General features: G+C 36.0%; 11 protein-coding genes and 1 tRNA gene. 8 read left to right on the top strand and 4 right to left on the bottom strand.

Annotation, left to right across the window (positions count from 1 at the left end; translation table 11 throughout):
• From rpoC to KC460_01570, 7 genes are all read left to right on the top strand, one after another.
• Positions 1-4,116 carry a DNA-directed RNA polymerase subunit beta' gene (rpoC, locus tag KC460_01600; GenBank protein ID MCA9770047.1) on the top strand — a complete coding sequence of 1,372 codons (4,116 nt, stop codon included), beginning with the start codon at positions 1-3 and terminating at the stop codon, positions 4,114-4,116.
• Positions 4,117-4,120: 4 nt separating this feature from the next.
• Positions 4,121-4,195 (top strand) — tRNA-Val (locus tag KC460_01595).
• A 107-nt stretch (positions 4,196-4,302) separates the two neighbouring features.
• Entirely contained in the window at positions 4,303-4,569 is a 267-nt protein-coding gene (gene rpsO / locus KC460_01590; protein MCA9770046.1) for a 30S ribosomal protein S15, read from the top strand.
• 26 nt (positions 4,570-4,595) lie between these two features.
• Positions 4,596-6,683 (top strand): polyribonucleotide nucleotidyltransferase, encoded by a 2,088-nt coding sequence (gene pnp, locus KC460_01585; GenBank protein ID MCA9770045.1) that lies wholly within the window; start codon positions 4,596-4,598, stop codon positions 6,681-6,683.
• An 85-nt stretch (positions 6,684-6,768) separates the two neighbouring features.
• A complete protein-coding gene (gene rph, locus KC460_01580) occupies positions 6,769-7,560 on the top strand; it encodes a ribonuclease PH (protein ID MCA9770044.1) in 792 nt (263 codons plus the stop codon).
• A gap of 5 nt (positions 7,561-7,565) precedes the next feature.
• Complete coding sequence (locus KC460_01575; GenBank protein MCA9770043.1) at positions 7,566-8,522, top strand: hypothetical protein; 957 nt, start codon at positions 7,566-7,568, stop codon at positions 8,520-8,522.
• A gap of 169 nt (positions 8,523-8,691) precedes the next feature.
• Entirely contained in the window at positions 8,692-10,158 is a 1,467-nt protein-coding gene (locus tag KC460_01570; GenBank protein ID MCA9770042.1) for a hypothetical protein, read from the top strand.
• Positions 10,159-10,328: 170 nt separating this feature from the next.
• Here KC460_01570 and KC460_01565 read toward each other — a convergent pair whose 3' ends face one another.
• From KC460_01565 to KC460_01550, 4 genes are read right to left on the bottom strand one after another with little or no spacing between them, the layout of a single operon-like run.
• Complete coding sequence (locus tag KC460_01565) at positions 10,329-11,042, bottom strand: DUF502 domain-containing protein (GenBank protein ID MCA9770041.1); 714 nt, start codon at positions 11,040-11,042, stop codon at positions 10,329-10,331.
• 23 nt (positions 11,043-11,065) lie between these two features.
• A complete protein-coding gene (locus KC460_01560; GenBank protein ID MCA9770040.1) occupies positions 11,066-12,385 on the bottom strand; it encodes a phosphoglucosamine mutase in 1,320 nt (439 codons plus the stop codon).
• A 2-nt stretch (positions 12,386-12,387) separates the two neighbouring features.
• A complete protein-coding gene (locus KC460_01555; GenBank protein ID MCA9770039.1) occupies positions 12,388-12,786 on the bottom strand; it encodes a hypothetical protein in 399 nt (132 codons plus the stop codon).
• Complete coding sequence (locus tag KC460_01550; protein MCA9770038.1) at positions 12,740-13,564, bottom strand: hypothetical protein; 825 nt, start codon at positions 13,562-13,564, stop codon at positions 12,740-12,742. The genes KC460_01555 and KC460_01550 overlap by 47 nt, the downstream gene beginning before the upstream one ends.
• A 207-nt stretch (positions 13,565-13,771) precedes the next feature.
• On the opposite strand from KC460_01550, the gene trpS reads away from it, so the two are divergent.
• Positions 13,772-14,770 carry a tryptophan--tRNA ligase gene (gene trpS / locus KC460_01545; protein ID MCA9770037.1) on the top strand — a complete coding sequence of 333 codons (999 nt, stop codon included), beginning with the start codon at positions 13,772-13,774 and terminating at the stop codon, positions 14,768-14,770.
• Positions 14,771-14,858 lie beyond the last annotated feature (88 nt).

Below are 14,858 nucleotides of genomic sequence, written 5' to 3'. Positions count from 1 at the left end.
ATGCTTGATCGTTTTCGTGAATATATTAATGTTGCTCAGTTTAACGCTGTACGTATTGGGCTTGCCTCTCCTGAAAAAATAAAATCACTTTCTTATGGTGAAGTTAAAAAGATAGAAACAATTAACTATCGTACTTTGAAGCCAGAAAGAGACGGACTGTTTTGTGCACGTATTTTTGGTCCAACTAAGGATTGGGAATGTAATTGCGGTAAATATAAACGAATGAAGCATCGTGGAATTACATGTGAAAAATGCGGAGTTGAAGTAATTCAGTCTCGTGTTCGCCGTGAGCGTATGGGCCATATTGCCTTAGTATCTCCAGTGGTTCACATTTGGTACCTTAAAGGAATACCAAGCTATTTAGGGTTACTGCTGGATTTGCCAGTTAAAAATTTGGAACGTGTTGTTTATTTTGATGCGTATATTGTTGTGCATCAAGGCAAATCTCCTTATCCACGTAAAACGTTATTAACAAACGCAGAATATGAACAGTATATTGAATCAAATCCTGAGGATATAGATTTTATTGCTGAAATTGGTGCAGAGGCTATTTATTCACTTTTGAGTATGATTGATTTAAAGAATGAAATCACTGCATTACAGGATGAATACTCAAAAACAGGTTCTGTTGCGATTAGACATAAGATAATGCGTCGTGTAAGGGTATTTTCTGGGCTATTAATGGCTAAGTTACGTCCAGAATGGATTGTGCTTCAAGTGCTTCCTGTTTTACCTCCAGATTTGCGTCCGCTTGTACCATTAGAAGGTGGCCGTTTTGCAAGTTCTGATTTAAACGAATTATACAGAAGAGTATTAAATCGTAACATTCGTTTGCAACGCTTAATTGAAATTGAAGCGCCTTCGGTTATTATAAAAAATGAAAAACGTATGTTACAAGAATCTGTTGATGCCTTAATTGATAATGGTAGACGAGGTCAACCTGTTCGTGGTTCAAATAAGCGTCCATTAAAATCATTAAGTGAAATGTTGAGGGGAAAACAAGGACGATTCCGTCAAAACTTACTTGGCCGTCGCGTTGATTATTCTGGTCGATCAGTGATTGTGGTTGATCCTGAGCTTCATATGAATCAATGTGGATTACCAAAAATTATGGCTCTTGAATTATTTAAATCATATGTATACGCAGGTCTACTTGAGTGGGAGTTTGCGCCAAACTTACGTGTCGCAAAGCGTATGGTTGAAGAACTTGAGCCTGAAGTGTGGGATATTTTAGAAGAGGTTGTAAAAGATCACTTAGTATTACTTAATCGTGCTCCAACGTTACACAGGCTTGGTATACAAGCTTTTTATCCAATTTTAGTTGATGGTAAAGCAATTAAAGTACATCCGCTTGTTTGTGCAGCATTCAACGCTGACTTTGATGGTGATCAAATGGCTGTGCATGTACCATTAAGTAAGCGTGCACAAAAAGAAAGTAGAGAGTTGATTCTTTCTACAAAAAATATTCTTTCTCCAGCAGATGGTCGCCCACTTACCGTACCATCACAGGATATGGTTCTTGGTTTGCACTATATGACAAAGGTTCGTCGTGGTGCAAAAGGTGAAGGAATGGTTTTTGCTAATTTACAAGAAGTGATTACCGCATTTCAGTCTGAGCAAATTGTTTTACATGCACAAATCAAAGTACGTTTAAATGGTGAAATAGTTACAACCACTGTTGGGCGGGTGCTTTTGTATGAAGTGTTACCGGAAGATATAGAGTTTTCTTGGGTTAATAAGGTGATGAAAAAAGGGGATTTAAGTGCCTTGGTAGAACAAATTTATTATTGCTTTGGAGATAAAGAAGCTGTTGAGTGTCTTGATGGTATAAAGAAACTTGGTTTTTATTATGCAACGGCAAGTGGTATTTCTTTCTCCATAGCGGATTTATTAGTTCCTCTTCAAAAAGACAATATTGTTGAAAATGCTGAAGAAGAGGTTGGACGTGTTGAAGAGTTGTATATGGATGGTGTCATTACAAATCGTGAGCGATACAACAAAGTAATTGATATCTGGGGACATGCAACTGATAATGTTGCGCGCGAGATGTACAAAGAGCTTGAAGAGCAAGATAACAAGGCGTTTTTGAATGAGAATAAGGCATTTGAGCCCTTTAATCCTATTTTTATGATGTTAGACTCGGGAGCGCGTGGATCTCGAGAGCAAATTAAACAGTTGGTTGGTATGCGTGGTAACATGGCCAAGCCGAATGGTGATATTATGGAGACTCCTGTAAAAACCAATTTTAAAGATGGATTGAGTGTTTTTGAATACTTTATTTCAACTCACGGTGCACGTAAGGGTCAGTCTGATACAGCGCTCAAAACAGCAAACTCTGGTTATTTAACTCGTCGTTTGGTTGATGTTGCACAAGATGTTGTAGTAACATTAGATGACTGTAAAACTCTTGGTTATATAGAAATTAATGATTTAAAAGAGTCTGGTGACGTGGTTTACCCATTAGCTCAGCGCGTTTTTGGGCGTGTTGTTGCTGCAGACATAAAGGATCCAATTTCTGGAAAACTTGTTTGTAAGCAGGGTGATGTTATTGGTCGTGAAGATGTTGCTCGTCTTGCAGATTCTGCTGTTTCTAAAATCTTGATGCGTTCAGTTTTAACGTGTCGTGTCAAACGTGGTGTATGTGCTCAGTGTTATGGGTATGATCTATCAAAAGGTCGATTAGTGGATGTTGGTACAACCGTTGGTATTATTGCTGCGCAGTCAATTGGTGAACCAGGTACACAGTTGACCATGAGAACGTTCCATATTGGTGGTACGGCAAGTGGTTTGGCGAAAAGGCCATACTTCACTGCGCGTCACAATGGTATTATTACTTTTCGTGATGTAAAAACAGTAAAAAATAGAGATGGCTTTAATGTTGTTATGAGTCGTAAAGCACGTTTGCTTATTGTTTCAGAAGACGGTCGCGAACTACAAGATCATGCTGTAGAATATGGTTCTATTCTACACGTTGTTGATAAACAAGTGGTTACTGTTGGTACAAAGTTAGTTGAGTGGGATTCAACAAGTAAGGTATTACTTACTGAAAAAAGGGGGAACGTTGAGTTTGTAGATCTTGTTGAAAACATAACTATTCAGGAACGTTTTGAGGAGGCAATAAGCAAATCGAGCCGTATTATTTTAGAGCATAAGAGTGAAGAGTATCAGCCGGCGATACGTATTATCGATGAGCAAGGCAATGAGCTTGTTCACTACTTTTTGCCAGCTGGATCTATTCTAAGTGTTAATGATGGTCAGCGGGTTGAATTTGGTGATGTGCTTGTTAAAATTCCTCGAGAAATTTCTCGTACAAAAGATATTACCGGTGGTTTACCTCGTATTGCTGAGTTGTTTGAAGCTCGTATGCCAAAAGATGCAGCGATTATTTCCGATATTGATGGCGAAGTTGTATTTGGTGGTTTACACAGGGGTATGCGTAAAATTTCTGTTATATCAAAAGATCAATCATTTGATTATTTTGTGCCAAGAGGTAAACAGCTTAATGTTATCAATGGTGATAGAGTGCGTGCTGGCGATCAATTGACAGTAGGTTCTCCCGTGTTACATGATATGTTACGTATTCTAGGGCCTGATATAGTGCAACGTTATCTTGTTGATAAAATTCAAGAGATCTATCGACTTCAAGGTATTAATGTTAACGATAAACATATTGAACTGATTGTACGACAAATGTTGCGTAAAGTACGCGTAACTAATTCGGGTGACACAGATTTCTTAGTTGGCGATCGTGTTGATCGAGTGCATTTTGGTATGGTCAATGCATTGCTTAAAGCTGAGGGTAAAAACCCTGCAACAGCAAAACCGATGCTTTTGGGAATTACTCAGGCATCATTGGTTACCGATAGTTGGATTTCGGCTGCTTCATTTCAGGAAACAACGCGTATTTTGTCCGAAGCAGCAATGTTTGGTCAAGCGGATTATCTGTACGGTCTTAAAGAGAACGTTATTGTAGGTAAATTGATTCCTGCAGGTACTGGAATACCAAGCTTTAAGCAAAGTTATTTGGGACAAGAAGTTTCTGACTTGGAGCGTCAAGCGCAAGAAGAAGAGCTAAGAGCACGCCAGCAAGCATTATCGAGTGAACAAAAAAAATAAAGCCAGGCGTGTAGCTCAGGGGTAGAGCACTGCTTTGACGTAGCAGGGGCCAGCGGTTCAAATCCGCTCACGCCTACCAGTAAAGTGGTTGATGTTTTATGTTCGTTACTTATACGAAAATATGTGATATGCTTACAAGTGGCGGAGAGATTTTTTGCTACAAAATAGGGTAAAAGGTGTACGATGATACTCAATAGAGAAAAGAAAAAACAGTTGGTTGAAGAATTTGGTCAAAGTGAAAAAAATACTGGAGCGATAGAGGTGCAAGTTGCGATGTTGACTGAGCGTATTCATCAGTTAACTGAGCATTTGAAGGAAAATCATAAAGATTTTTCGTCTAAGCGAGGTTTGTTGAAAATGGTTTCTCAACGTCGTACTTTTTTACAATATTTGAAGAAAACAGATGCAGCAAAGTATACGTCTCTTATTGAGCGTTTGCATCTTAAAAAATAATAATTTTACGTATTAGGTTTATAGTGATGGGAAAAACATTTAGTCTACCTGAATTTGGATATGAAGTAACACTTGGTAAATTTGCAGATCAAGCTGATGGTGCTGTTTGGCTTAAGCAAGGGGGTACGGTTGTCTTGGCAACGGTTGTATCATCAGCGGGTAAGGATTTTCCTGGTTTTTTTCCGTTGACGGTTGATTATCGTGAGCAATTTGCTGCTGCCGGAAAAATTCCGGGTGGTTATTACAAACGAGAGGGTAAATCAACAGAAAAAGAAGTGCTAACTTCACGGCTAGTTGATCGTGCTATCCGTCCGCTTTTTCCAGAAAACTATTTTAACCAAGTACAAGTTTTGACAACTGTTTATTCTGTTGATAAAAAACATCAACCTGCTCCTTTGGCATTGCTTGCAAGTTCATTGGCGCTTACAATATCAAAAATGCCATTTATGGGTCCTGTGGGTGTCATAGAGGTTGGGCGTGTAAATAATGGGCAGTGGGTGTTTAACCCGTTGTATGCAAGAGAGAAAGAGTCTGATGTGCGTTTGGTTATTGCTGGTACAAAAGAAGGTATTTGCATGGTAGAAGGTGAGTGCAACGAGATATCAGAGCAAGAGTTTATTGATGTTATGTTCCAAGCGCATGAAAAAATTAAAGAGCAAGTTACGTGGCAAGAAAAGATTCAGCAAGAAGTTGGTGTAGCAAAAGAAGAAGATGCTGATGAGTACAAATGGGATTCATGGTCGCAAAAAATTAGTGACTTTTTAAATGATGATCGTATAAAAAATATGTACATTGCTGATAAAGTTGAACGAAACAATTACCTCAAAGCTCTTCAAAAAGAGTTTGAAGAGCTGTACATTCAGGAGGTTGACGATGCATTATTACCAGATGGTGTTATCGGTACTATTTTTGGACAGATTATTAATAAAAAAATCACCGATCACATGCTCAAAACGCAAAGACGTGTTGATAATAGAACTTTTGATCAAGTTCGAAAAATTGATGTTGAAGTTGGATTATTACCGTTTACCCATGGTTCTGCAATGTTTAAACGTGGTGGTACGCAAGCACTTGTTACGGTAACACTTGGTGGTGGTCAAGATGAGCAACGTGTAGAAAGTATTATGGAAGACGAAGCACCAGCAAAAACGTTTATGCTGGATTATAATTTTCCACCATTTTCAGTTGGGGAAGTTCGTCCGTTGCGTGGGCCAGGTAGACGTGAGGTTGGTCACGGTAATTTAGCAGCGTCATCTTTGAAGTATATGCTACCTCATAAGCAAGAGTTTCCTTATACCATACGTGTTGTTGCAGATATGTTGTCTTCGGATGGTTCTACATCTATGGCTACTGTGTGCGGTTCGACTATGGGGTTGATGCATGCTGGTGTACCAATTAGGAAAATGGTAAGTGGTATAGCAATGGGCTTGCTCAGAGGGCGTGATGGCCAATTAGCAGTTCTTTCAGATATTACCGGATTTGAAGATGCTTTTGGTTTAATGGATTTTAAAGTTGTTGGTACACAAGACGGTATAACAGCAATTCAAATGGATATAAAATATAAAGGTGGATTATCTCGAGATGTTTTTGAAAAATCTCTAACTCAAGCCAGACAGGGTCGTTTACATATTTTGAAGGAAATGAGCAAGGTAATGAGTGAGCCAAATGTTGCATTATCTGAACTTGTACCGAAGCTTATTACTATGCAAATTGATACCGACAAAATAGGCGCTATCATTGGTGCAGGCGGAAAAACAATTCGTGAAATTATCGAAAAAACAAAATGTAACTCTATTGATATTGATGCTGATGGATTAGTCAAAATCTTTGGTGGACCGGAAGCGGATATGGATATGGCTGTTGGCTGGATTAAAGTGTTAGCTGGTCAGATAGAGATTAATTCTATATTTGATGGTATTGTTAGACGTGTTGTTGACTTTGGCCTTTTTGTTGAGCTTGTACCAGGTCAAGATGGATTGGTTCATGTTTCTAATATTCCACGCGATAAACAACGTACTTTTATGAAGGATTTCAAAAACGGTGATCCTGTAAAAGTCCAGGTGGTTGATTATGATCCTGAGACAGGAAGAATTCGCTTGAAAATGATGCAATAGTAATTTATTTAATAGCAAAGATGTTGTATTGTATCCCCATGATTAAAATTCGTGGGGTTTTTTATATTAAAAATGGAAATATAACATGAAACGAGTCGGTAATCGTGCGGCAGATCGCATGAGAAAAGTTACGGTTACGTATAATGCGTTTGGCCAAGCACCAGGCAATGTTTTAATCGAGTTGGGAAATACCAAAGTTTTGTGTTCTGTGAGTATGCAGCAACATGTTCCACCATTTTTAAAGGGAACCAAGACAGGTTGGCTCACGGCGGAGTATTCTATGTTGCCAATGGCAACGAGAATTCGGGTGCAGCGAGCTTCATCGGCTGTAAAGAAAAATAGTCGGTCAATCGAAATATCTCGTTTAATTGGTAGATCCTTACGTTCTATCATAAAATTAGAAAAGTTTGGTGAGCGTACAATTATTGTTGATTGCGATGTGTTACATGCTGATGGAAGTACAAGAACAGCTGCTATTTCAGGCTCGTATCTTGCATTACGTCAGGCTATACAAACGTGGTTGTATAAGGGAATTCTTACTGGAGGATCGGTCGAAGATTATTTAGTTGATGGTATTGCGGCGGTTTCTGTTGGCATTGCAGACGGTGTTGCATTACTTGATATTAATTTTGCAGAAGACAGCCAAATAGATGCTGATTATAATTTTGTGTTGACACGGTCAGGTTCTGTAATTGAAATTCAAGGATCGAGTGAGAAAGCGCTTGTTTCTTGGCAGCAATTTGATGCAATGCGTACTTTAGCTATTAAGGGTGTTTCTCAACTATTTAAAGAGTTTGAAAGAATTAGTCCAGAGGTTAAATCTCGTGATAAGGTTTCGCTCTTTAGTTTGGCAAATCGGCAGAAAACGTTACAATAATTGGCATGAATTTTGAACAATTTTTGGATAGTGGTCTAAAAAAAACGTTTACTGCTATTTTTACTGATGTTCCTCTTATTTTTTTTACAGGTAAAAAGTATCCATTACTCTTTTTTTCGTTGTTATTAACTAAGCTCAAACAAGAAAAGTTACTACAAGTTCAACGAATTGATCTTAGACAAATGAGCGTTTCTCAAGTAATTTCTCAATTTGAGACGTGTTTTTTGGGTACACAAAGTACCTATTGGCTTTCAGATATTTCTGTGTTAGATGCAAAGTCAAGAAATCAAATTATTTCTTATTGTCGTATGTACTCTGGCCCAAATAGGATCATGTTATTTGCTTCAGATACAGTGTTTGCAAAATTTTTAAAAAAAAGCATTACTATTCAGGTTCCCGTCGCGATTGATCAAAAACTATTTTTGGCACTTGCACATCTTTTGATCGATGATGCGAGTGTGTATAAAACTTTTGCATTATTGTTATTCAAAAAATATAAAACTATTTCTCTTGATACTGCATGTTTAGTTCTTCAGTATGTGCAAGTTCTTGGTAGCGCTCAACGAGATTTTATGAATGAATGGCTTGATGCCTTGATTGTACCACAGCAGTCCCTTTTTTTATTGAGTCAATATTTTTTTGCTCGGCAACCAACTTCTTTTTTTGTGCAATGGTCAAAACTTGTTGACGCATATTCGCCACAATTTTGGTGTGTATTTTGGTCTGAGCAGCTATGGAGGGCATATCATTATGTTTATCTTACACGGCAAGGTAATATTTCTACAGCACGAGAGGCTGGATTTCGTTTGCCATTTAGCTTTTTGCGTAAAGATTGGCGCACTCTCCCATTAAATAATATTAAAAAAGCACATGAACGTATGTATGAAATTGATTTCTCTCTCAAAAATGGCGGTGATTCAGGAGTATTTGATCTATTTTATTCTCAATTCTTTATTGAGTAGTATTATTTAGTCTCTATCTAAAAAAATTAAAACACAGATAGTTTTTTTATAGTGAGTAGACCAGGTGTGCTCAGTTTCTCTATTTGTATTAATATATTGATTTTCTCAATGTTGAAGTGATATAATTAAAACAATAAAATTATGCTGTGCGATCAATCAAGGAGAGAATATGGTTCAAAAATACTGTGTGTCATTAATTATGGTAATTACATTATGTATAAGCCCGGTGCTACGAGCGCAGCAAGGGCCTTCTGCCGGTGGGTGGTTTGGTAGCTACAACTTGCCAAGTTTTCAACGCATTTTGGATACAAGTCAGTATCTCTTTAAATGGATAAAAGAAAATCCAAAAAAAGCTGGTATTGGAGCTCTAGCTATAGTTGGTACTGGTTATTTATTGTATCAGTACAGGCCTTCATTTTTAAGATCTAATAACTTTTTTACACAAAAAGATATCAAAGAAATAGATGTATTAGCCAGAGAATTGGCCGAAGAGATTGTAATTGGAGAAGTTGAAGAATTAGTAGAATCCGATTCAATTGAAATTCAATACGAAAAAATACTTTTAAAAGATGGTCAAAAAATCAGACTTTTAGTTCTCTCAACGTTTGTTGGGGTATCCAAAGGTGTCACATCTGTTCAGTTTGATATGTATTTAAATAATAAAAATTTTTTTAATGGAAGTGACGACAACAAAGTCATCCTTGAAAAGGGTAATCTTAAAGAGAATAGACAAAAGGTTAAATCAGTAATAAAAAATGCACTTATATCGCATGGAGAAAATATAAAAAATATAAAGAATGTGTTGGATGGAATAGAAAATTCTAAAGAACAAACAGGTAATATAAATTTTACCATTACGTATAATGATAAAAATATTACACAAGAGGCTGACTTTACTAAAACCAACAAAAAAAATATGATTAACATACATTTTAAACAAATAGAAGAGGAAGAAGAAGAATCCATTGCATTCGTTATAAGATCTGAAGAAGATAAACTTAATGCAGCACTAAAAATTATTAAAGCTATGAGCCAGAGCCAATTTTCATCAACATCTACACCGGGAGGTGAAGAAAATATAGGTGAGTTTTTTTCAGACAAAGATATATATAATTTCTTTGAAGAAAAAAATATAGGTAGTTTGGTTGATGATCTTGTTAGAGAAATTTTAAACAAAAAGAAAAAAATTGAAAAAAGGATTAATAAAGAAAACGAAATTACAGTTTCTGCTATATATTCTCATGACAAAGAAAATAAATATGTTAATTTTGATATCTATTTAAATAACATAGTATTTTTTGCTTCAGATAGACTTAAAATACAAAAGGAAAATGTTAAGAATGTAATAAAAAAAGTATTTATAGATCTTGGCAAAAATATAAAAAATGTCAGGGAGAAATTGAATTCTATAGAAAAGATTTATACTAAAGAAGGACATGGTGATGTGGTTTTTACAGTTACGTACAAGGATAAAGAGGTTAGAAAAAAGGGGAAATTTATAAAATCATATGGTGTGTTCAAAATAGTTAAAATTGTTGATGATAAAGGATTGGACATTGTAAATTATGATAAAAATAATGAATCTGAAAGATTTGATGCGATAATAAAGATTATTGCAGAGGTGACTATACAATAATCTGGGTGGTGGATATGAAGATTCTATATGGCAATATTATCGCTTAATAAAAAAATCTTGATTAAAAAGTATTGGTGAATTAGTTGGGTATTATTACTTGATTAAACAAGAAGGTTGAAAACCAAATAGCGGCAGTTTAAACTGCCGCTATATTTCATATATTGAGTTGCCTATGAATTTTGGGATAGGTTTTTGCTATTAAATCGTTCGGGTTGAATAATGCCACCAGAAATAATAATTGTAGTCGCTTCTTGGCGGGTCAGATTAGTTATTGTTAAATCTTTTTCTGCCATAATAATATAAAAACCGCTTGTTGGGTTTGGTGTTGTCGGTACATATACACTAAAAAATTTTTCTGTATTATTTGGTGCAAGTCCAATTGGTACTTCTCCTGTTAAAAATCCGATACTATATGCGCCATGGCGAGGAAACTCAAAAAGGACTACCTTTTGGAATACAAGCTCGTTTTGTGGGTCAAGTGCTGCTGTTAGTTGCTTTATTCCAGAATATACCGGGCGAATGAGAGGAAGCTTTAAAAGAAGTGCTTCAATACCGCTGATAATTGTTTTTAAAAGAACAACTCGTACAATAATACCAACAATGAGTATAATTATAAATGCAACAATAATTTCAAAGTAGGGTATATTCTCAAATAAAAAGGTTATTACTTTTTCTATGAGTGGAAATTGCTCGATTGCTTTTGGCTTCCATTGGCGAATTGGTTCAAGCCAGTTTTTAAGTAATTTAAGAGAAAGATGAAAAAATCCAATGGTTGCAATAAGAGGCAAAATAGTGAGCAAACCATTGAGAAAAAGTGACCATAAAAAAGAAAAAAAACCGCTCAAAAATTGTTTTATTAAGTTACAAATATGTGTTATCAGCATCAGAGATCCTGTATTGGTTAATATTATAATTGATTTTGCAGAGCATGGGATAGATCGTGTGCCAAAAATTCAGCATGTGTGGCATCAGTATCTTCTACCATAATACGGAGTACATTTTCAGTGCCAGAGTATCGTACTACGAGTCGTCCGTCAGGTAAGCGTGTCTTATGGGTGGCAATTATGGATGCAATTGGTTCTTTCGATAAATCTTTTTTTTCGTAAATAGGAATGTTAATTTGAACTTGTGGATACGTAGTAAAACTATTCATTGTCCAATTGCTTGTTTGTATCATAGTTTGTAATACACGTAGTGCAGTGAATATACCGTCACCGCTATCGAGGTAATCACGCATGATGATGTGTCCAGATTGTTCGCCTCCAAGTAGTAGGTCATGCTCATACAGTTTTTGAACAACATATTTGTCGCCGACGGCAGCCCTGATAAGCTTTTTATCATGTTGCTGTAAAAAACGTTCGAATCCATAATTAGTAATACATGTGCCAACGAGTGCAGATTGTTTTTTATAGTTGCTATGGGCAAGTAGCAATGCAAGAATATCGTCACCATTTTTTACTTCGCCATTTTTGTTGACGGCTATAACGCGATCTCCATCTCCATCAAAAGCAAAGCCGGCATCAGCATTATGCTTAATTACTTCTTTTTGTAGTTGTTCTGGGTATACAGAACCACATTCATGATTTATATTTGTGCCATTTGGATGTCTGTTTATAACGTGCGTGTAGGCACCAAATTGTTTAAATAGTGATGGTGCTATTTTATATGTGGCACCATGTGCACAATCAAGTGCAACTGTAATTCCACGTAAAAAGTTAGGCTCAAAAAAAGAAGCTACGTGTGCGCTATATAGTCGTTGTCCATCTGGCCATGATTCTTGAGTACCAAGATGATTATAATGAATTTTATTTTTTTCATTTTCGTAAAAGAGCTCTGTTAACATTGTTTCGTCTTCTTCACCAAGTTTACCATGTTTAGTAATGAGCTTAATACCATTGTCTTGGTGTGGATTATGTGAGGCAGAAATAATGATACCACATGCAAACAAGTCTGTTTTTTGAACAAGTTGTGATACTGTTGGTGTTGGTAGCACTTGTGCATCATATATAGTGATTGGATTGAGTAATAGACCGGTATGTAAAGCTGCTTTGATAAAAGAGCATGATTTTCTTGTATCGTGTCCGATTAAGATTGTTTTATTTTCGCCATGAAACTGTATAACCCATTGCCCTAGAGCATTGCCAAGCCGTATCAGTGATTGTTGTGTAAGTGGTTGATTGCCAACGGGTCCCCTTATTCCATCAGTACCAAACAAATTTTTTCTCATGCTTATTGCGCTTCCTTTGATTCTTTTTTGTCTATTTGTATCATAAGCGGTGATGGCATATAGTTTACCAGGGTAATACCATCAGGTAAAAAAAGTTGACTATCAAAGATGCGCAATAGGTGTTTACCTTCCTGAAGCTTCTCTGCATTAATATGAAAGGCGAGCGCGTAAATATCAAGTGTATCAAAATATATGCGCTTACCATGTAGTGTGGCTTTAATTGTTTCTGGTGCGCTTATTTTTATATTTTGAGTAACGTTGTAAAATGATAATGGAATATCAATTGATATTGTAATCATACGAGATTGGCTAAATATTGCCCAGAAAAAATAGCCAATGATAAATGAAAGTAATTTAAGACTGATGTTCTTTCTGAGTGTACTGAGTATAGTGTGTGCCATGGTAGGTTCCTTGGTAGTGATATATTTTTTTATTTCTAATGTATTGAGTTAGTAATTTGACGGTATTGCGGGCATCGACATGGGTGTATATAGTGCTAGATACAATGATAGTAAATGTATGATGAGTGGCGTGTGATTTGAGAACAATTGCATCTGTTGTGTTTGTTAAACCAAGTCCTTGTTGTTGCCAAGTGGGTAATTTTTTTATTTCTTCATTAATCCATTTTTTATTAATGATCTTGCAAAACTCGCTGTTTATACCTCGTAGTTGGCCACTTGTGGTAACTACTATGAATTTATCTTTGTCAAATCCAGGGCTTTCTATGAAAAGCTCTAAAATATCCTCATGTATATACGTTGTTAAAAAAACGCCAATATCAATTATATCTTCTAAGCTATCTGTGTGTTCAATAATACATAGAATATCGTTATTTTTATTCATAGCAACTAAGCAACCGCGAATAAGTGTTTCTATCCAATTGCCAGTGTTGTGCATTACAGGTCGTATGTTTTTTAGAGTAATAAAATTACGTTGTAATACTTGTTGGTGCAAAGTAATAAACAGAGCAATGGTGGCTGGCGCAGTCATTAGTAAAAAAGTGCTTATGGTTGTTAATTGTAGGTAGTGTGCACCAAATGCACACATGCAATACAGATAAAAATAACCCAAAAGATTTTTTTGGCGATCTGCTTTTAACCATAGGCTGAAACCGTAGAAAACTGAACTAAAAAAAATAATCTCGATAGTATCTCGCCATCCAAAAAAATACCAGTTCATCACGTATCCTTTTTTGTAATAGTACTGATGCTAGAAAAACTGGCTGTGTTTGTACAGAGGGCTTAATGTAGCTCTTTCTATTTTTAATCTTTACTTGTTTACTTCATTGGTATATATCGAGTGTAGCATTGATTGATCAAAAGTAGCAATGCGTATACACTCTACATTATAATATTTCAGATAAAAAAATATTTTTGGGAATAAGGTATGATAGAAAAGATTGTTTTAACTGGAGATAGGCCAACAGGAAAACTGCATCTAGGACATTATGTTGGTACATTAGAAAATCGTGTAAAGCTACAAAATGAGTATAAACAATATATTTTAGTTGCAGATGTACAAGCATTGACTGATAATTTTGATAATCCGCAAAAAGTTAGAGACAATGTGTTACAGGTTATGCTTGATTATTTGGCAGTCGGTATTGATCCTACAAAATCGACTATTTTTATTCAGTCAATGATTCCAGAAATTGCTGAGTTAACTATTTTATATTTAAACTTTGTTACAGTGAATCGTTTGCGCCGTAATCCAACAGTAAAAACAGAAATTTTACAGAAGGGAGTTGGTGATACAGTAACAGCAGGTTTTTTGATGTATCCAGTACATCAAGTTGCAGATATTACCGTGGTCAAAGGATCATTGGTGCCTGTTGGTGCAGACCAAATTCCTATGATTGAGCAGACAAACGAAATTGTACGTGCATTTAACAGAACATATAATACTGATGTATTAGTAGAGGCAGAAGCGTTAGTGCCAAAAATTGCACGTTTACCGGGAGTTGACGGTAAAGCGAAAATGAGTAAATCATTAGGCAATGCAATTTTTTTGAGTGATAATGCTGATACTGTCGCGCAAAAGGTTATGCAAATGTATACTGATCCAGATCATATTCGCGTGGAAGATCCTGGTAAAATTGAAGGTAATATTGTTTTTGATTATCTTGATATTTTTGATCCAGATCAAGAAGAAATTTGTAAACTTAAACAGCACTATAAAAAGGGTGGCCTTGGCGATGTTAAACTTAAAAAACGCTTGATTGATGTACTCAATAATTTTCTTGATCCTATTCGCATACGAAGAGCTGAATTTGCAAGAGATTCACAGAGGGTGATGCAGATACTTCTTGATGGTACTGCACGAGCTCGTGAGGTTGCACAAGATACGATGGCTGGCGTTCGCAAAGCTGTGAAAATTGATTATTGATTGTTTATTATTTTTGAGTTAATTTTTTTTGATCTGTAGCGTTATTCTTTACATATTTACTATCATAGTGCTGTTGATAATGTATGAA

This window comes from Candidatus Dependentiae bacterium (assembly GCA_020431705.1).
Classification (GTDB): domain Bacteria; phylum Babelota; class Babeliae; order Babelales; family Vermiphilaceae; genus JAGQHQ01.
Note: the sequence above shows the minus strand (reverse complement) of the source record. Positions and strands in the feature narration are given on the sequence as shown.